This is a genomic window from Mesorhizobium sp. ANAO-SY3R2, from assembly GCF_042466635.1.
Taxonomy (GTDB): Bacteria; Pseudomonadota; Alphaproteobacteria; order Rhizobiales; family Rhizobiaceae; genus Aminobacter.
In genome coordinates this window covers 578,491-595,567 of sequence record NZ_CP159955.1, presented here as the reverse complement: position 1 = coordinate 595,567, position 17,077 = coordinate 578,491, and the positions used below count along the sequence as shown (strand labels likewise).

Below are 17,077 nucleotides of genomic sequence, written 5' to 3'. Positions count from 1 at the left end.
CTGGTTGTCAGGTAGGAAGTGCCCCGGCCGGAGCCGGGGCACGGGCTAAAATCAGCCCTTGGCGGCGGCAACCGCCTCGACCAGCGCGGCGGCGGCGGCCTTGGAGTCGAGCTCGCCGTTGAAGTGGCGGGTGACCACGTCATAGAGCGCGTTCTTGACCGCAGCCGGGGCCGCATAGCCATGCGCCATGGAGCCGAACAGCTTGCCGCTGGAGTTGGCTTCGGCCAGGTCCTTGATGCCCTTCTTGCCGCAATCGTCGAAGGCTGTATCCGGCACGTCGGTGCGCGCCGGCACCGAGCCCTTGACCACGTTGAACGACGACTGGAAGGCCGGATCCTCGATGTCGGCGGCCATCTTCAGCTGCGCCGGCTTCTTGTCGTCGCCGACCTTGAACATCATGAACATGTCGGAGTTGAAGGTGACCGCGCCCTGCGTGCCGGGGAAGCGGATGCAGACGAAGTCGGTGCCCGGCTTCTGGCCTGCCTTCAGGAACTCGCCCTTGGCCCAGTCGCCCATCATCTGCATGCCGGCCTTGCCCTCGATGACCATCGCCGAGGCAAGGTTCCAGTCGCGGCCGGAGAAGTCCTTGTCGACATAAGTCTTGAGCTTGGCCATGCGGTCGAAGGCCTCGACCATCTTGTCGGAACCCAGTGCTGCCGGATCGAGATCGATCATCGACGATTTGTAGAAATCCGTGCCGAGCGACAGCACGACGGCGTCGAAGATGGTGGCGTCCTGCCAGGCCTGGCCGCCATGGCCGAGCGGGGTGATGCCGTTGGCTTGCATCTTGTCGAGCACGGCAACGAGTTCGTCCCAGCTCTCGGGCGCCTTGCCGCCGGCGGCATCAAGCGCCTTCTTGCTGATCCAGACCCAGTTGGTCGAGTGCACATTGACCGGTGCTGCAATCCATTTGCCATCATGCTTGGCGAAGTTCTGGAGTGCCGCCGGCACAACCTTGTCCCAGCCTTCCTTGTCCGCCACTTCGCCAAGGTCGCCGACCACGCCCTGCTTGGCCCAGTCGGTGATGTCGAAGCCGAGCGCCTGCACGGCGGTGGGCGGATCGCCTGCCGTGACGCGGGCGCGCAGCGCCGTCATCGCCGCTTCGCCGCCGCCGCCGGCAACCGGCATGTCCTTCCAGGTGACGCCCTGGCTTTCGAGGTTCTTCTTCAGCACGTCGAGAGCCGCGGCCTCGCCGCCGGATGTCCACCAGTGCAGCACTTCGACGCTATCGGCAGCATGCGCCAGCGGCATCGGCGCAGCGAGCAACGTCGCCACGGCTGCGGTACTCATCAAAAACTTACGCATTCCAGTTCCTCCCGGGTTGCAAGCTCTTCACGCGCTATCGCGTGCCATAATTTCCCCTTGGCTCCGCCTCGGGGAATCCCTCCTCCCGACCGCTCGGGCCTATGCCTCCTTGGGCATCCAGTGGCCCGTTCGCGGTCCGACATGCATGTTCAGCGTCTTCGTCTCTGTATAGTCCTCGACGGCATGGCGGCCGAGTTCGCGGCCGATGCCCGACTGGCGGTAGCCGCCGAAGGGCAGTTCGGCGGCGCCGTCCATGAAGGTGTTCATCCAGATGGTGCCGGCCCGCACGCGACGGCCGACGCTCAGGCAGGTGTCGAAGTCGCGACTCCACACGCCAGCCGACAGGCCATAGTCGATCGCATTGGCGATGCGGATCGCCTCATCTGTGGTCTCGAAGGCAAGTACCGAAAGCACCGGTCCGAACACCTCCTCACGCGCCACCGACATTTCGGGGGCGACCGACGACAGGATCGTCGGTTCCATGAACTGGCCAAGGCCGAGATCGGCAGCAGAACCACCGATGGCGATACTTGCGCCACTTTCACTTGCACCTTTCACATAGTTTACAATCTTCGCAAGATGCTGCGGCGTGATGATTGCACCAACTTGCGCCAAAGGATCGAGCGGATCGCCGACCTTGACCTTCGCAGACAGCGCGGCGACCCTGGAAACAACCTCGTCGGCGATGTCGCGATGGACGATCAACCGCGAGCCGGCATTGCAGCATTCGCCGGCGTTGAAATAGGCGCCGAACACCGCCGCATCGATGAAGTCGTCGAGATTGGCGTCGGGGAAGACGATCTGCGGGTTCTTGCCGCCGAGTTCCAGCGATACCTTCTTCAGCGTCTGCGCCGCATTGGCCATGGTCAGCCGCCCCACCCCGGTCGAGCCGGTGAAGGACACCATGTCGACGCCCGCGTGGCTGGTCAGCGGCGCGCCGACTTCGGGTCCGGTGCCGACGATGATGTTGACCACGCCCGCCGGCACACCCGCTTCGAGCAGGATTTCGCCCAGCACCAGCGTTGAAGCAGAGGTCAGCTCCGACGGCTTGACCACGGCAGTGCACCCGGCGGCGAGCGCGAAAGGAAGCTTCTGGCTGACGATCAGGAACGGGAAGTTCCACGGCGTGATGATGGAGACGACGCCAATCGCCTCGCGCAGCACCACGCCCAGCGTGCCGTCGCCGAGCGTGTTGTAGCTCTCGCCATGCAGGTCGCGGGCAAGGGCGGCCGCATAGCGCCAGATGTCGGCGGCACCTCCGAGTTCGCCCCTCGCCTGCGAGATCGGCTTGCCGGATTCGATGCAGTCGAGAAAGGCGAGTTCGTCCGAACGCTGCTCGATCAGGTCGGCACAGCGCAGCAAAATGCGCGAGCGCTCGGCACCGGTCATTCGCGGCCAGTGCCCGTCGTCGAAGGCCTTTCGCGCGGCGGCGATGGCGCGGCTCGCATCGGCTGACGTCGCCGCCGCGTAGCGGCTGACCACAGTGCCATGGCCGGGACTGGCGCGCTCGATGGTTTTGCCCTCTGTGCCGCCGCTCCATTTGCCGTCGATCAGCATCTTGAATTCGCGGACCTTGAAGCCGTCGAGCGGCTTTGGGCGCATCAGGACCGTCATCACCATTCTCCCGCAAATTTCGTCGCGCGCTTTTCGCTGAAGGCGGCGAGCCCTTCCCTCAGGTCGCCGGTCTTGGCGACGAGAATCGAGCCCAGCGCCTCGACAGCGGTCCCATTGTCTTCGCCATTGGCCGTAGCGATCATCAATTTTGCGACCTCCAATGCCGCAGGGCCACGCGCTGCGATCCGGGCCGCACAGTCGCGCGCGGCAGCGAGTGCCTGGCCAGTGTCGACCACATGATCGACCAGCCCGAGTGCCGCCGCCTCGTCAGCGGAAAAAACCTCGCCGCCCAGCACCATGCGGCGCACCACCTGCGCACCGGCGCGGCGCACCAGTCGCTGCGTGCCCGACCAGCCCGGCACCATGCCGAGCCCGGTCTCGGGCAGGCCGATCTTCACATGGCGTTCAGCGATGCGGATATCAGCGGCAATGGCGAGTTCCAGTCCCCCGCCCAGCGCGTGGCCGTTGATGGCGGCGATCAGCGGCATGCGCAACGTCGCCAGCCGCTCGAACACGCGGTGGCCGAAGCGCACCCAGGCGTGGCCGAACTCGTTGGGCGTCATGCCGCCCCAGGCCTTGATGTCGCCGCCCGCCGAAAACGCCTTGCCCTCGCCGGTGAGGATGGCGACACGGATCTCCGCATTGGCCTCGACCTCGTCGCAGGCCGCCGACAGCGCCTTCAGCATGTCGATGTCGAGCGCATTGAGCCTTTCCGGCCGCGCCACTGTGATGGCCGCGAGATGGCCGTCGAAGTCTACCTTGATGCGCGGGTCAACCATTGATGCCCTCCAGCCTGCGCACGGCCTTGCGCGGCAGCTTGAGCCCGATAGGGGCCGGGGCGAACAATGCCGCATCCATCTGCTTGAGTTTGTCGGAGACGATCAACGGGAATTCCGACTGTTCCAGGATATGCGCCGCAAGATCGACGCCGGGCGCGATCTCGGTCAAAACGACGCCCTCTGATGTCAGCTTCATGACGCAGCGCTCGGTGACATAAGTGATGTCCTGGCCCTGCTCGACGCCGCGGCGGCCCGAGAAGGTGACATGCTCGACCTCGTTGACCAGCTTCCTGAGCTTGCCTTCCCTGTCGATGACCAGCTTGCCGCTGGCAATGTCTAGCTTGGCACCGGCATTGAACATGCCGGAGAAGACGATCTTCTTCGCCCGCGCGGTGATGTCGACGAAACCGCCGGCGCCCGCCGTCACATGCGGCCGGAAGCTGAGTTTTGAGACGTTGACCGAACCGTTGCGGTCGATCTCGAGGAACGACAGCAGCGAGGCGTCGAAGCCCGCGCCCTGGAAATAGGTGAACTGGTAGGGCGAGGGCATGAAGGCATCGGCGTTGGAGGCGCAGCCGAAGGCGAAATCGAGCAGCGGCACACCGCCGACGGCCCCCTGCTCGATCACCCAGGTGACCTCGCCGTGCAGCCCCTCTTCGAGCAGGATGCGCGGCACATTGGCCGAAATGCCGAAGCCCAGATTGACCGCACTGCCCGCTTCCAGTTCCTGCGCCACGCGGCGCGCGATAACCTTCTGGATGTTGAATTCGGGCACGCGAAAACTGTCGAGCGGGCGCATGATCTCGCCCGAGATCGCCGGATCGTAGCCCGTCTGGGTCGTCTGCTTCTGCTCGGGATCGACGACGATGTAATCGACCAGCATGCCGGGCACGCGCACGTCATGCGGCCTGAGCGAGCCGGCCTTGGTGATGCGCTTGACCTGGGCAATGACGATGCCGCCATTGTTGCGGGCGGCCAGCGCCTGGTCGAGCCCGCCGAGATAGGCCCCTTCATGCTCATAAGTCAGGTTCCCGCCTTCGTCGGCCGTGGTGGCGCGGATGATGGCCACCTGCGGCTTGATAATAGGAAAAAAGAGCCAGTCCTCGCCCTCGAAGGTGATCTTCCTGACCAGCGGTTCTGCAGCGGCGCGTTCATTCATGGCGCAGCCCTGGCGCTCCGGGTCGACGAAGGTGTCGAGCCCGACCTTGGTCAGCACGCCGGGCCGCTTGGCTGCTGCCTCGCGGTGCATATCGAACATGATGCCCGAGGGCACGTTGTAGGCGGCGACCTCTTCATTGCCGATCATCTGCCAGATCAGCGGCGGCTCGGCGCTCGACGGACCGGAAGGATAGGAGCCAGCGATGACCTTCTTCAACAGGCCCTTCCTGGCGATATGGTCGACCCCCTTGATGCCGCTCATGTCGCCGGCGGCGATCGGGTGCAGCGTCGTCAGCTCGCGCGGATGCCCTGATGCCTCGAAGCGTTCGCCGATCGCCCAAAGCATCAGGTCGGGGCAACCCAGCCCGCTCGACGACGACACCGAGACCACGGCACCATCAGGAATCAGGCTGGCCGCTTCGGCCGGTGTTACGTGCTTGCCCATAGTTCAGAGCCCCGCTTCGATGGCGACTGCCTTGCAGGTCGCGCCAACTGTACGACCGCAAGCCTGCTCGCGCGGATCGCGCCGATCATGCTCGCCCTGATCGGCCCCCAGCGCGTCATGCCGAATGCACTCCTTGCTCCCTGGTTCCTTGCGGCGCGCCGCAGCTTTCGCGCACCACCAGCCGGACCGAGGCAACGATCGCCTCGGCGTCGAAATGACCGGCGTTGATCTGCTTGAGCAGCAGTTGCGCCGCCCGCCGGCCCATGCCCTGCGGGTTGACCGAGACGGTGGTCAGCGCCGGCACTGCAGTCTTTGCCTCGATCACGTCGTCGAAGCCGATGACGCCGAACTCTGTGCCCGGCTCGATGCGCGCGCTGCGCAAGCCATCGCAGACGCCAAACGCCACAGCGTCGTTGAAGCACAAGGCCGCAGTCGGCCGGTCTCCGAGCAGCAGCATCCGCTCGACCGCTGCCACGCCGCCGGCGCGGGAAGGTGCGGAACTGATGACAAGCTCATCTGCGGCTTCGAGGCCGGTCTCGCGCAGCCCCTCGCGAAAGCCGCGCATGCGCTCGTCGAAGACGGCGGTATCGCTGAAGCCGCCGAGGAAGGCGATGCGGCGATGCCCGAGCGAGATGAGATGACGCACGGCGGCGGCAGCGCCCGCCTGGCCGTCCGAAACCACCGAAGACACCTTCAGCCCCGGAACGTTGCGCGCCACGAGCACCACGGGCAGGCCGCTGTCGACCAGCGGCTTGAGGTCGGCGGCAGTGGTACCGCGCGCCGGCGACAGGATCAGCCCGGCCATGCCGTGCTCGCGCATCGAGGCGATCACCTCGCCCTGCCGGTCGGCATTCTCGGAAGTATTGGCCATAAACTGGATGTAGCCGGCGGACTGCACGACCATGTCCATGCCGACGGCCAGTTCGGCGAAGAAGCTGTTGGTCAGGTCGTTGACGACGATGCCGACGATCTTCGATTTCGCTTGGCGCAGGTTGGCGGCGCCCCGATTATAGACATAGCCGAGCTCACGGATCACCGCGCCGACCCTGGCGCGCGTCTGCTCGTTGACCAGCGAGCTACCCTGGAGCACCAGCGACACGGTCGACTTGGACACGCCGGCGGCGCGCGCGACATCGACGACCGTCACCTTCGACTGCTTCAACCTGACCCTCCAGGCACGGGCGTCTTGAGGCCCATTTCGCGAATCCATTAATTGGATCGTTCCAAATTGTCAAGCAATCGGCGCATCGGGAAGGCCTGCTTCAGGCCTGATGCTTGTGGAGCACAAAGGCCATATGGCAGCTCTGGCCCCCGGTATGATCTAATTCAAACGATTTTTTTTGTTTTCCCGACTTGACGATACAAATCACCAGCGATCGTCGGCAGTCGCCACATGCCGGGCACGAATAGCCTTGAAATTTGGAACGATCTAAATTACCAGATGCGTCGATCAAGGGAGGAACCCATGACCAGGCTCGTGAACCTGCCGCAGGCGGACCGCACTGTGACGGAGTATCGGCTCGTCGGCACGCCGCTGGAGCGCCCCTCCACCATGCCCGTTTTCAGCCGCATCGCCTATGCCGCAGCCCACGTCGTCTCCGACCCGTGGGCGGTTTCGATGCCGTGGGACAAGCCGGCGATCGACTGGGATGCGACGATGGCCTTCCGCCATCATCTCTGGTCGCTGGGCTTCAAGATCGCCGAAGCGATGGACACCTCGCAGCGCGGCATGGGGCTCGACTGGGCGGGTGCCCAGGAGCTGATCCGCCGCTCGCTCGCAGAGATGCGCACTGTGCCCGGCGCCGACCTCGCCTGCGGTGCCGGCACTGACCAACTCGACAAGCGCGATGCGCGTTCGCTCGACGACGTGATCGCGGCTTACGAAGAACAGTTCGGCTTCGTCGAGAAGCACGGCGGCCGCGCGATCATGATGGCGAGCCGCGCGCTCGCCCATGTCGCCACCTCGCCCGGCGATTATCACAAGGTCTATGGCCGCATCCTCGGTCAGGCCAGGGACAAGGTCATCCTGCACTGGCTGGGCGACATGTTCGACCCCGAACTCCAGGGCTACTGGGGCAGCAGGCGGGTTGAGGATGCCCTCGACACGGTGCTCGCCATCATCGCCGACCACAAGGACAAGGTGGACGGCATCAAGATCTCGCTGCTCGACCAGGCCCATGAGGTGGAGTTGCGCCGGCGCCTGCCCGAGGGCGTGATCTGCTTCACCGGCGACGACTTCAACTATGCCAATCTGATCGAGGGCGACGGTTTCAGGCACAGCCACGCTTTGCTCGGCATCTTCGATGCGGTGGCGCCCCAGGCATCGAAGGCGCTTGCTGCTTTAGCCAACGACGATCTTGCCACCTTCCGCGGCACGATCGAGCCGACGGTGCCGCTGTCGCGGAAAATCTTCGAGGCACCGACGCAATACTACAAGGCCGGCATCGTCTTCCTCGCCTGGCTGAATGGCCACCAGAGCCATTTCACCATGCCGTCAGGCATGCAGTCGGCGCGCGGACTGATCCACTATGCTGAAGTCTTCCGCCTCGCCGACCGGGCCAATGTGCTCGACCGGCCCGACCTCGCCGTCGCGCGGATGACAGCGCTGATGACGCAATACGGCGTCGCCTGACCGCTTCGGTTACTCCGGAAAGCGTCGGCTTGCCTTGGCCGCGGCAAGCATCTTGCCGTGAGCGTCCAGCGCCTTGACGCTGATGACATAGGTGTGGCTGCCCGATGGCGGGCACGGCCCCTTGTATCTGAACGCGCCATAGGGCAGCGACGACTGGCCCTTGTAGGCGACCGTGCCGCCGCCATGATGGAAGTGGGGCGCATTCAGATCGGTCATGAGAAAGTCGAGCTTCACCGTGCCTTCAGGCACGCCGGATATTTGGATCGGCGGCGAGTTGGGATCGAAGCACTTCTTCGTTGGCCCCCATTCGAAACTCATGTGCATCTCGGCGCTCGCTGCCGAGCTCATTGCCAGTAGAATTGAGCCTGCAAGCATCATGTGCATGGCAATCCTCCGCGGCCAATTCCGTGGCGTGACGGCCCAAACCATCACGCCACGAAGTGGCGCATCATAGCAGATCAGCCGCCATGCTGCCGGTCACATCAGGCCGAGTTGCTTGTAGAAGCTGAGCGCGTCGTAATAATCGCTCTGGCTGACGATCTTGCCGTCCTTGACCGAGAATACCGACACGCCGGGGAAGGAGAACTTCTTGCCAGTGGACTTGGTGCCGTCGGCCCAGTCGCCGGTGTTGGTACCGGAGAATTCCCATTCGAATGCGACCTTGTCATCCTGCACCACCGGTTTGCCCTTCATCTTCCATACCGCGTCGGGAACCGCGTTCAGGAAGTTGTCGATCACGCCGACCTTGGCGGTCTCCTTGCCCTCGGCAGGCTTTCCGACCGAGGCGTCGTAATAGACCACTTCTTCGGCGAAATGATCGGCCGCCTTGGCAGAGTCATGGGCGTTCCAGGCGGCGACATAGGCTTCGATCACGGCCTGGGGCGTGCCCTGCGCAAAGGCGGGCAAAATAGCTGGCGCTGTGGCCAGGAGTGCAGTGGCAAGTGCTGAGGATGCGAGAAACTGGCGGCGATGCATGTTTCTACCTCCTTTGTTTTTCTTCCTCCGTACATAGGAGACATGTTGCTGGCGGCGATGCCGACGCCAACTTTTTAAGGAGGGAATGGTGCAGGGAATTTTTCAAGCTCGCACGACGAACGCTAGCGACCGCGCAACCAGCCTCAATACCCCCACTCTCTATCCCTTCCCCCGAGGGGAAGGGAGGCATCGGAAATGAGCTTCACCTGACGTTCCTCCGCCTCGCCATCGGCGAGAGGAAATCTAGCCATGCGCAACCATCACATGGCGGACTGCGGTGTAGTCCTCCAGCGCGTAGACCGACATATCCTTGCCGTAGCCCGACTGCTTGAGGCCGCCATGCGGCATCTCGTTGGTCAGCATGAAATGCGTGTTGATCCAGGTGCAGCCATATTGCAGCCGCGCCGCCGTCGACATGCCGCGCGAGATGTCCCTGGTCCACACCGACGACGCCAGGCCGTAGTCGCTGTCATTGGCCCAGTTGACCGCCTCGTCGACATCGGAGAAGCGCGTAACTGAAACGACCGGCCCGAACACCTCGCGGCGGACGATCTCGTCCTCCTGCAGCGCTCCCGCAACCACGGTCGGCTGGTAGTAGAAGCCGCCGCCCTCGCCCGGCTTGCCACCGGTGGTGATGTCGATATGCCTGAGTTCCGAGGCACGCTCGACGAAGGAGGCGACGCGGTCGCGCTGGCGCTTGGAGATCAGCGGCCCGATCTCGTTTTCGGTGTCGTCGGCCTTGGCGTAGCGGATGGTCGAGACCGCCGACGACAGATCGGCGACCAGCTTGTCGTAGATTTTCTTGCCGGCATAGATTCGGCAGGCGGCGGTGCAGTCCTGGCCGGCATTATAGTAGCCGAAGGCGCGCAGGCCGTTCACCACAGCATCCAGGTCGGCATCGTCGAAGACGATGACCGGCGCCTTGCCGCCGAGCTCGAGATGCGTACGCTTGACCGTCTTGGCGGCTGCCTGCAACACCTTCTTGCCGGTGGCGACGTCGCCGGTGATCGAGATCATGTTGATCTTGGCGTGGTTGATCAGCGCATTGCCGACGCTCTCGCCGCGCCCGAGCACGACATTGACCACGCCCTCCGGCAGAACGTCGGCCAGGATCTTCGCCAGCTTCAGCGCCGTCAGCGGCGTCTGCTCCGAGGGCTTGAAGACCACCGTGTTGCCGCCGGCAATGGCGGGAGCAAGCTTCCAGGCCATCATCATCAGCGGATAGTTCCAAGGCGCAATGGAGGCGACGATACCGATCGGGTCGCGCCTGATCATCGAGGTGTGACCGGGCAGGTATTCGCCCGCCACCAGCCCCGGCATCGAGCGCACCGCACCGGCGAAGAAGCGGTAGCAGTCGACGATCGCCGGAATTTCGTCGTTGAGCACCGCATTGATCGGCTTGCCGCAGTTGAGCGCCTCGAGCCGGGCGAATTCTTGCGCCTCGGCTTCGATGCGGTCGGCGATCTTCAACAGATAGCCCGAACGCTGCGCCGGCGTGGTCTTCGACCAGGTGGCAAAGGCCTTCTCGGCAGCGCGCACCGCCGCCTCGATCTGCGCGTGGGAAGCTTCGGGCAGATTGAGGATCGTCTCCCCGGTGCGTGGGTTGAGGATAGCTTCCTCCGTGTCGGTGCCCCGCTCGAACTTCGAGCCGATCAGCATTTGGGTGTCCATGTAAGCTCTCCCTGGATGTCTGTCTCAAGAGAGCGAATAGGGAGTAGCGAATAGCGAGTAGAAACAAACGACCGAACTATTCGCTACTCACTACTCCCTATTCGCTGTTTTCATTTCCCCGCCCCGGTGATCTGGTCGCCTTCGCGGGTCAGGTAGTAGGCGGCAAGGATGGGCAGCAGCGTCGCAAGAACGACGACCATGGCGACGACATTGGTCACCGGGCGCTGGCGCGGCCGCACCAGTTCCTCGAGCATCCAGATCGGCAGCGTCTGCTGCTGGCCGGCGGTGAAAGTAGTGACGATGACCTCGTCGAAGGACAGCGCAAAGGCCAGCATGCCGCCGGCAAGCAGCGCCGTGCCGATATTGGGCAGGATGACATGGCGGAAGGTCTGGAAACCGTCGGCGCCGAGATCCATCGACGCCTCGATCAGCGAGCCCGAGGTGCGGCGGAAGCGTGCCACCGCGTTGTTGTAGACGACGACGACGCAGAAGGTGGCGTGGCCGAGCACTATCGTCCAGAACGAGAACGGGATCTCCGCCAGGCTAAAGGCCGAGCGCAGCGCAATGCCAGTGATGATGCCGGGCAGCGCGATCGGCAGAATGACCAGCAGCGAAATCGCCTCGCGGCCGAAGAATCGCGTCTGGCTGACGGCCGCAGCACACAACGTGCCGAGCACCAGCGCGATAGCAGTTGCGATTGCCGCGACCTGCAGCGACAGGCCGAGCGCCTGCCAGACATCTGGGCGTCCCCAGGTGACGGCGAACCACTGCGTAGTGAAGCCGGGCGGCGGCCACTGGTAGCTCTTCTCCTCGGTGGTGAAGGCGTAGACGAAGATCAAAAGGATCGGCAGGTGCAGGAAGGCGAGGCCCGCCGCCGCCGCGATCTTGATGCCCGTGGGCGCGGATTGCGAACGGTCAGAGCGCATCGAAGGCTCTCATGCGTTTGGCGCCCCAGAGATAGAAGCCCATGATGACGATGGGCACGACGGTGAAGGCTGCAGCGAGCGGGATGTTGCCGGCGGTGCCCTGCTGTGCGTAGACGGCCTGGCCGATGAACAGCCTAGATGTGCCGATGATCTGCGGGATGATGTAGTCGCCCAGCGTCAGCGAGAAGGTGAAGATCGAGCCGGCGACGATGCCCGGCAGGGCAAGCGGGAAAATCACATTGCGGAACGTCTGTCCCGGCGATGCCCCGAGATCGGACGAGGCCTCCAGTAGATTGGACGGCACACGTTCGAGGGATGCCTGGATCGGCAGGATCATGAACGGCAGCCAGACATAGACGAAGACGATGAAGGTGCCAGTGAACGACACCGACAGCGAATTGCCGCCGACGATGGGCAGCGACAGCCAGGCGTCGAGCAGCCACGACAGGTGCAGCTTGGCAAGCAGCCAGGTGAGGATGCCCTCCTTGGCGAGGATCAGCTTCCAGGCATAGATCTTGACCAGATAGCTCGACCACAGCGGCAGCATGACGCCGAGATAGAACAGCGCCTTCCATGTGCCGCGGGCATAACGCGCCGCGTAGTAGGCGATGGGGAAGGCAACGACGGCAGAAGCCAGCGTCACCAGTGCAGCCATCGTCACCGTGCGCACGATGATGTCGATATTCGCAGCCTGGAACAGGTCGCCATAGGTCTTGAGCGTGAAATGGCGGCTGATCAGGCCAGAATACTCGTCGATGGAAAAGAAGCTCTGCATCAGCAGCGCAAGCAGCGAGCCGATATAGACGATGCCGAGCCAGAGCAGCGGTGGGGCGAGCATCAACAGCAGCAGCAGCCCAGGGCGCCGCCACAAAAGGTCGGACAACGAGCCACCGATCCCGCCGCGTTTCGGCAAGATGGCGTTGGCGCGGGTCACAGCCTGGACGCTCACGCCGGCTCCTCCATCAGATGGAGCTGGTCGCGGTTGAAGGTGAGCATGACCCGCTCGCCGTCGTTGGGCAGGGACGTGCCTGCGGGCACGGTTGCGTGCAGCCGCAGGCCATCGGCATCGAGCGCCAGCTTGGTGGCGGCACCGAGATAGTGCCGCGACACGATGCGGGCGGCGACACCGTCGCCTGTCGTTGCACGACCGATGCGGATAGATTCCGGGCGCAGGCTGCCCCAGCGCCGCTGGCCGGCGTAGCGCTGGACGAAGTCGGGCGGCAGCACGTTGGAGGAGCCGACGAAATCTGCAACAAAGCGCGACGCCGGCCGCTGGTAGATGTCTTCGGGCGCGCCGACCTGCATGATGCGGCCCTCGTTGAACACCGCCACCCGGTCGGCCATCGACAGCGCCTCGCCCTGATCGTGGGTGACGAACACGAAAGTGATGCCGAGCGCCTTTTGCAGCAATTTGAGCTCTTCCTGCATGCTCTCGCGCAGCTTGAGGTCGAGCGCCCCCAATGGCTCGTCGAGCAGAAGCACTTTCGGCTTGTTGACCAGCGCGCGGGCGAGTGCGACGCGCTGGCGCTGGCCGCCTGAGAGCTGGCCAGGCTTGCGGCTGCCATAGCCCGGCAACTGCACCATCTTGAGCGCTTCCTCGGCGGCACGGTGGCGCTCGTCCTTGCCCACGCCCTTGACCATCAACCCGTAGGCGACATTGTCGAGCACGTTGAGATGCGGAAACAGCGCGTAGTCCTGGAACACGGTATTGACGTTGCGGCGATAGGGCGGCACGCCCTCCGCGCGCTCGCCGAAGATCGAGATGCTGCCCGAGGTCGGCTGATCGAAGCCGGCGACCAGCCTGAGGCAGGTGGTCTTGCCCGAGCCAGACGGCCCCAGCATGGCGAAGAATTCGCCGGGCTTTATCTCGAGGTCGACCGCATCGACGGCGCGCACCGCGCCGAAATGGCGGGAGACTTTCTGGAATGAGACTGCTGGGGTCATTGAATTTTCGACCATTGGACACATGAAATCACACGCCCTCACCTGCTTGCAAAGCAGGATGAGGGTGTCCGACGGCGCGGCCTACTTCCCCCTTGTGGGGAGGTCGCGCCGAAGGCGCGGGTGGGGGTAGTGGGCGTGCGTTGGCACCCCCACCCCGACGTGGCGCGTCGACCCTCCCCACAAGGGGGAGGGTGATGGGCTTCAGCGCCCGCCGATCACGCCGATATAGTCCGACACCCAGCGATAGTAGGGCACGCACTGGTCGTTCTGGCTGGCGCATTTCGAAACCGGCGTCTTCCAGAACTTGATCTTGGCAAAATCCTCGAAGCCGTTGGTCTTGCAACCTTCGTCGCCGAGCAGCGCATTGCCCTGGCAGGCGGCAGGCACGGCCGGGTTCGAACCGAACCAGGAGGCAAGGTCGCCTTGGAGCTTCGGGTTCAGCGAATGCTCGAGCCACATGTAGGCACAATTCGGATTGGCGGAGTCGACATGCATCATGGTGGTGTCCGCCCAACCAGTTGCCCCTTCTTCCGGAATGGTCGAGGCGACGGGCTGCTTTTCCGACTTGAGCAGGTTGACCTGGAACGGCCACGACCCGGAGGCGACCACGCCTTCATTCTTGAAGTCGTCGACCTGGATCATGGCGTCGTGCCAGTAGCGCCCGGCAAGGGTGCGCTGCACGCGCAGCAGGTCGAGGGCCGCCTTGTATTGATCCTCGTTGAGCTCGTAGGGATCCTTGATGCCGAGCTCGGGCTTGTGCGCCATCAGGTAATTGGCGGCGTCGGCAATGTGGATTGGGCCGTCATAGGCCTGGACGCGGCCCTTGTTGGGCTTGCCGTCGGGAAACTCCATCGCCTCGAAGACGACGTTCCAGCTCTTGGGCGCTTCCTTGAAGACGTTGGTGTTGTACATCAACACGTTCGGGCCCCACTGGTAGGGCACGCCATAGTGCTGACCGTCCACGGTGAACCACGGTGCGTCCTTGAGGCGCTCGTCGACGCTCGACCAGCTCTTGACCAGGTCGGTGTTCACAGGCTGGACCCGTTTTCCCGCGACGAGGCGGAGCGAGGCATCGCCCGAGGCGGTGACGAGGTCGAAGCCGCCCTCGTTCATCAGCGCCACCATTTCGTCCGAAGTCGCGGCGGTCTTGACGTTGACCTTGCAGCCGGTCGCCTTCTCGAAATCGGTGACCCAGTCGTAATTCTTGTCGGTCTCGCCGCGCTCGATATAGCCCGGCCACGCGATGATGTTGACCTGCCCCTCGCCCTTGCCGACTTCCTTGGCCTGCGCGACCGCCTGACCGGAAAAGCTGCATGCCAATGCAATGGCAGTGCAGGATTTCAGAAATGCCTTCATCTCCATTCTCCCATTTGCAGGGGCCGCTCTCGACCGGCGGCTTTGCCCTGAAATGAAAGGTGCGGCCAAAGTGCCGGTTTCGCAAATCCATTTACCAGAAGGGCGATATCGGTTTTCCCGATACCGCACATCCGGTCAGAGCTTCTGGCGAACCGTGCGCTGCCCCTGGGCGATGCCGATGAAGTCGCGCGCCGCCGCAGGCAGCGACGAGCCGCGCCGCCACACCATGCCGACCTGCACCACGGGAAGCGAGCCGGAGACGTCGCGCGACTCGATGCGGTCGCCTTCGAGCGACCACGGCCGGTAGACCAGGTCGGGCAGGAGCGCGACCCCTGCCCCGGTCGCCACCAGCGAGCGCACCGCCTCGACCGAACGGGTGCGGAAGGCGACGTGCGGCTTTGCGCCGATAGCCGACAGCAGCTTGCCGGTGTTCTCCTCGATCTCGTCGACCGACAGCATGATGAGCGGTTCGCTGGCAATGTCCTCGACGCCGATGATCTCGGCCGAGGCGAGCGGATGGCCGAGCGGCAGCCACAGGCGATAGGCCGAGACCTCGAGGATTTCCGACTGCAGCGCCATGCGGTCGCGCAAGTTGGAAATGACCATCACCGCCACATCGAGCTTGCCGCCGACGAGCAGGTGCTCGAGATAGTCGCCATTGTCCTCGATGGCCGAAATCTCCACCGCCGGATGGGCCCGCCGGTAGCGCGCCAGAAGGTCCGACAGCACATAGCCGGCAACCAACGAAGTAACGCCGAGCTTCATCTGGCCGGTGGTTGCCGCCTGGCCGCCGAAGAAGGTGCGCCGTGCATCCGACACGTCAGCCAGGATCTTGGTGGCGTGGCGCAGGAACTGGTGGCCCTTGTGGGTGATGTTGAGGCCGCGCGGATGGCGCTCGAACAGCTCGACGCCGAGGTCGGCCTCGAGTTCCTTGATCGCCTCGGTGACCGACGATTGCGAGATCGATAGGTTCTGCGCTGCCCGCGAAATCGTGCCCTGCTCGGCAACGGCGACGAAGAACTGGAGTTGGCGAAGGGTGAAGGCCATGGCCAGACTAAACAGGCTGGCAAGAGATTTGGGAAGGCCCTGTCCGCTACAGCGCCGCGCGTCCATTCGGACGCGCAAAGGACGCTGTAAGACTGTAAGTTGGTGCATGATCCTTTCCGAAAATCGAATCCGATTTTCGCTACGCGGACCTTCGGTTCGGGGTCATGCACTAGCCGAGTCTGAGGGCCACGACGCCGGTGATGATGCCGAGTGCTGCCGCAGCGCGCCATCCGGTCATCTTCTCGCCAAGTGCAAAGACCGAGATCAGCATGGCAAACAGGATCGAGGATTCACGCAGTGCGGCGACCGAAGCGATCGGCGCCTTGGTCATCGCCCACATGGCGATCCAGTAGGCCGCGCCGCTGAGCACACCGGTAGTCAGCCCGAGCTTCCAGTTGGCAGCAAGTCGGGGCAGTTGCGAGCGGCCGCGCAGCACTAGAAACAGCACCAGCGACCAGGCCGCATCGCAGAGGAACAGCCAGACGGCATAGCTTGTCGCCGAGGAGGCAAGCCGCGCGCCGCTGCCGTCGGTGAGCGTGTAGCCGGCGATGAACAGCGAGGTGATGAGCGCATAGACGACGGCATGCCGGTTGAGGCGGCCGAGATCCGCGCCGCCGCGAAACGACATGACGAAGGTGCCGAGCGACAGCAGTGCGATGCCGACGACGGCTGCCGTCGATGGAAATTCCTGAAGCAGGAAGATGCCGCCGATGGTGGTGAGCAAGGGGGCCGCGCCGCGCGCCAGCGGATAGGTCTGGGCGAGGTCGCCAGCCTGATAGGCGCGGATGAGAAACAGCTTGTAGCCCATGTGGCACATGACCGACGCGGCGATCCACGGCCAGACCTCGGCTTTCGGAAACGCCACGAAAGGCGCCAGCGGCAGCACCATCGCGGCCATGCCGAGGGTCAGCACAGTGACCGACAGGAAGCGGTCGAGCTCGACCTTGACCTGGGCGTTCCAGATCGCGTGCATGGCGGCGGCGCCGAGGACGGCAAGGAATACGGTCAGGCTCATGTCGATGTCGTTCGCCCTGCTACGCCTGCCGGCACAAAACTTAACCGGCTCAGCATTCCGAGCCGAAGTAACCGGCAATGGCACCAAGCGCAACAGTCAGCCTAGCCGGCGTGATGGGCCAGAGTGAGACGCATCCATGTAAGGGAAGAAGCACCGCTTCAAAATGGCAGGCGCACACGGGCGCGACAAGCAATGAGACAAGCAAAAGGC

15 protein-coding genes are annotated in these 17,077 nt (G+C 64.0%); 1 reads left to right on the top strand and 14 read right to left on the bottom strand.

The genetic code is table 11. The features are described 5' to 3' along the window. Positions 1–51: 51 nt before the first annotated feature. The 5 genes from ABSY17_RS07650 to ABSY17_RS07630 all read right to left on the bottom strand — a co-directional run bounded on the left by ABSY17_RS07650 (position 52) and on the right by ABSY17_RS07630 (position 6,511). The gene (locus ABSY17_RS07650) at positions 52–1,305 is read right to left on the bottom strand and encodes an ABC transporter substrate-binding protein (RefSeq protein WP_378948761.1); all 1,254 of its coding nucleotides are present in this window, start codon (positions 1,303–1,305) and stop codon (positions 52–54) included. Positions 1,306–1,404: 99 nt separating this feature from the next. Further along, entirely contained in the window at positions 1,405–2,919 is a 1,515-nt protein-coding gene (locus tag ABSY17_RS07645) for an aldehyde dehydrogenase family protein (protein ID WP_378948758.1), read from the bottom strand. Continuing rightward, positions 2,919–3,698, bottom strand: coding sequence for an enoyl-CoA hydratase/isomerase family protein (locus ABSY17_RS07640; RefSeq protein ID WP_378948755.1), 780 nt, complete (start codon positions 3,696–3,698; stop codon positions 2,919–2,921). The genes ABSY17_RS07645 and ABSY17_RS07640 overlap by 1 nt, the downstream gene beginning before the upstream one ends. Then, positions 3,691–5,301, bottom strand: coding sequence for an acyl CoA:acetate/3-ketoacid CoA transferase (locus tag ABSY17_RS07635; protein WP_378948752.1), 1,611 nt, complete (start codon positions 5,299–5,301; stop codon positions 3,691–3,693). Before ABSY17_RS07635 ends, ABSY17_RS07640 begins: the two co-directional genes overlap by 8 nt. Before the next feature lie 115 nt (positions 5,302–5,416). Continuing rightward, on the bottom strand, positions 5,417–6,511 hold the full coding sequence (locus tag ABSY17_RS07630; protein ID WP_378948749.1) for a LacI family DNA-binding transcriptional regulator: 1,095 nt from the start codon (positions 6,509–6,511) through the stop codon (positions 5,417–5,419). Between the two features lie 255 nt (positions 6,512–6,766). On the opposite strand from ABSY17_RS07630, the gene ABSY17_RS07625 reads away from it, so the two are divergent. Next, positions 6,767–7,933, top strand: coding sequence for a dihydrodipicolinate synthase family protein (locus ABSY17_RS07625; protein ID WP_378948747.1), 1,167 nt, complete (start codon positions 6,767–6,769; stop codon positions 7,931–7,933). Between the two features lie 9 nt (positions 7,934–7,942). Here the strand turns inward: ABSY17_RS07625 and ABSY17_RS07620 are convergent, their stop codons facing one another. From ABSY17_RS07620 to ABSY17_RS07580, 9 genes are all read right to left on the bottom strand, one after another. Beyond that, complete coding sequence (locus tag ABSY17_RS07620; RefSeq protein ID WP_378948744.1) at positions 7,943–8,317, bottom strand: YbhB/YbcL family Raf kinase inhibitor-like protein; 375 nt, start codon at positions 8,315–8,317, stop codon at positions 7,943–7,945. A 93-nt stretch (positions 8,318–8,410) separates the two neighbouring features. After that, positions 8,411–8,908 carry an ester cyclase gene (locus tag ABSY17_RS07615; protein WP_378948742.1) on the bottom strand — a complete coding sequence of 166 codons (498 nt, stop codon included), beginning with the start codon at positions 8,906–8,908 and terminating at the stop codon, positions 8,411–8,413. 243 nt (positions 8,909–9,151) lie between these two features. After that, positions 9,152–10,579 carry a gamma-aminobutyraldehyde dehydrogenase gene (locus tag ABSY17_RS07610; protein WP_378948739.1) on the bottom strand — a complete coding sequence of 476 codons (1,428 nt, stop codon included), beginning with the start codon at positions 10,577–10,579 and terminating at the stop codon, positions 9,152–9,154. A gap of 110 nt (positions 10,580–10,689) precedes the next feature. Then, positions 10,690–11,505 (bottom strand): ABC transporter permease, encoded by an 816-nt coding sequence (locus tag ABSY17_RS07605; RefSeq protein WP_378948736.1) that lies wholly within the window; start codon positions 11,503–11,505, stop codon positions 10,690–10,692. After that, entirely contained in the window at positions 11,495–12,454 is a 960-nt protein-coding gene (locus ABSY17_RS07600; RefSeq protein WP_378948733.1) for an ABC transporter permease, read from the bottom strand. The genes ABSY17_RS07605 and ABSY17_RS07600 overlap by 11 nt, the downstream gene beginning before the upstream one ends. After that, on the bottom strand, positions 12,451–13,449 hold the full coding sequence (locus ABSY17_RS07595; RefSeq protein ID WP_378948730.1) for an ABC transporter ATP-binding protein: 999 nt from the start codon (positions 13,447–13,449) through the stop codon (positions 12,451–12,453). The genes ABSY17_RS07600 and ABSY17_RS07595 overlap by 4 nt, the downstream gene beginning before the upstream one ends. Before the next feature lie 201 nt (positions 13,450–13,650). Continuing rightward, complete coding sequence (locus tag ABSY17_RS07590) at positions 13,651–14,805, bottom strand: ABC transporter substrate-binding protein (protein WP_378948728.1); 1,155 nt, start codon at positions 14,803–14,805, stop codon at positions 13,651–13,653. Positions 14,806–14,940: 135 nt separating this feature from the next. After that, positions 14,941–15,852: a LysR family transcriptional regulator gene (locus tag ABSY17_RS07585; RefSeq protein ID WP_378948725.1), complete on the bottom strand. Its 912-nt coding sequence runs from the start codon at positions 15,850–15,852 to the stop codon at positions 14,941–14,943. Positions 15,853–16,021: 169 nt separating this feature from the next. After that, positions 16,022–16,867: an EamA family transporter gene (locus ABSY17_RS07580; protein ID WP_378948722.1), complete on the bottom strand. Its 846-nt coding sequence runs from the start codon at positions 16,865–16,867 to the stop codon at positions 16,022–16,024. Between the last annotated feature and the right edge of the window lie 210 nt (positions 16,868–17,077).

Excerpts from the sequence above, each read along its gene's own strand:
- ABSY17_RS07650 (WP_378948761.1), bottom strand. The coding sequence starts at position 1,305 with ATGCGTAAGTTTTTGATGAGTACCGCAGCCGTGGCGACGTTGCTCGCT.
- ABSY17_RS07645 (WP_378948758.1), bottom strand. The coding sequence starts at position 2,919 with ATGACGGTCCTGATGCGCCCAAAGCCGCTCGACGGCTTCAAGGTCCGC.
- ABSY17_RS07640 (WP_378948755.1), bottom strand. The coding sequence starts at position 3,698 with ATGGTTGACCCGCGCATCAAGGTAGACTTCGACGGCCATCTCGCGGCC.
- ABSY17_RS07635 (WP_378948752.1), bottom strand. The coding sequence starts at position 5,301 with ATGGGCAAGCACGTAACACCGGCCGAAGCGGCCAGCCTGATTCCTGAT.
- ABSY17_RS07630 (WP_378948749.1), bottom strand. The coding sequence starts at position 6,511 with ATGGATTCGCGAAATGGGCCTCAAGACGCCCGTGCCTGGAGGGTCAGG.
- ABSY17_RS07625 (WP_378948747.1), top strand. The coding sequence starts at position 6,767 with ATGACCAGGCTCGTGAACCTGCCGCAGGCGGACCGCACTGTGACGGAG.
- ABSY17_RS07620 (WP_378948744.1), bottom strand. The coding sequence starts at position 8,317 with ATGCACATGATGCTTGCAGGCTCAATTCTACTGGCAATGAGCTCGGCA.
- ABSY17_RS07615 (WP_378948742.1), bottom strand. The coding sequence starts at position 8,908 with ATGCATCGCCGCCAGTTTCTCGCATCCTCAGCACTTGCCACTGCACTC.
- ABSY17_RS07610 (WP_378948739.1), bottom strand. The coding sequence starts at position 10,579 with ATGGACACCCAAATGCTGATCGGCTCGAAGTTCGAGCGGGGCACCGAC.
- ABSY17_RS07605 (WP_378948736.1), bottom strand. The coding sequence starts at position 11,505 with ATGCGCTCTGACCGTTCGCAATCCGCGCCCACGGGCATCAAGATCGCG.
- ABSY17_RS07595 (WP_378948730.1), bottom strand. The coding sequence starts at position 13,449 with ATGACCCCAGCAGTCTCATTCCAGAAAGTCTCCCGCCATTTCGGCGCG.
- ABSY17_RS07590 (WP_378948728.1), bottom strand. The coding sequence starts at position 14,805 with ATGAAGGCATTTCTGAAATCCTGCACTGCCATTGCATTGGCATGCAGC.
- ABSY17_RS07585 (WP_378948725.1), bottom strand. The coding sequence starts at position 15,852 with ATGGCCTTCACCCTTCGCCAACTCCAGTTCTTCGTCGCCGTTGCCGAG.
- ABSY17_RS07580 (WP_378948722.1), bottom strand. The coding sequence starts at position 16,867 with ATGAGCCTGACCGTATTCCTTGCCGTCCTCGGCGCCGCCGCCATGCAC.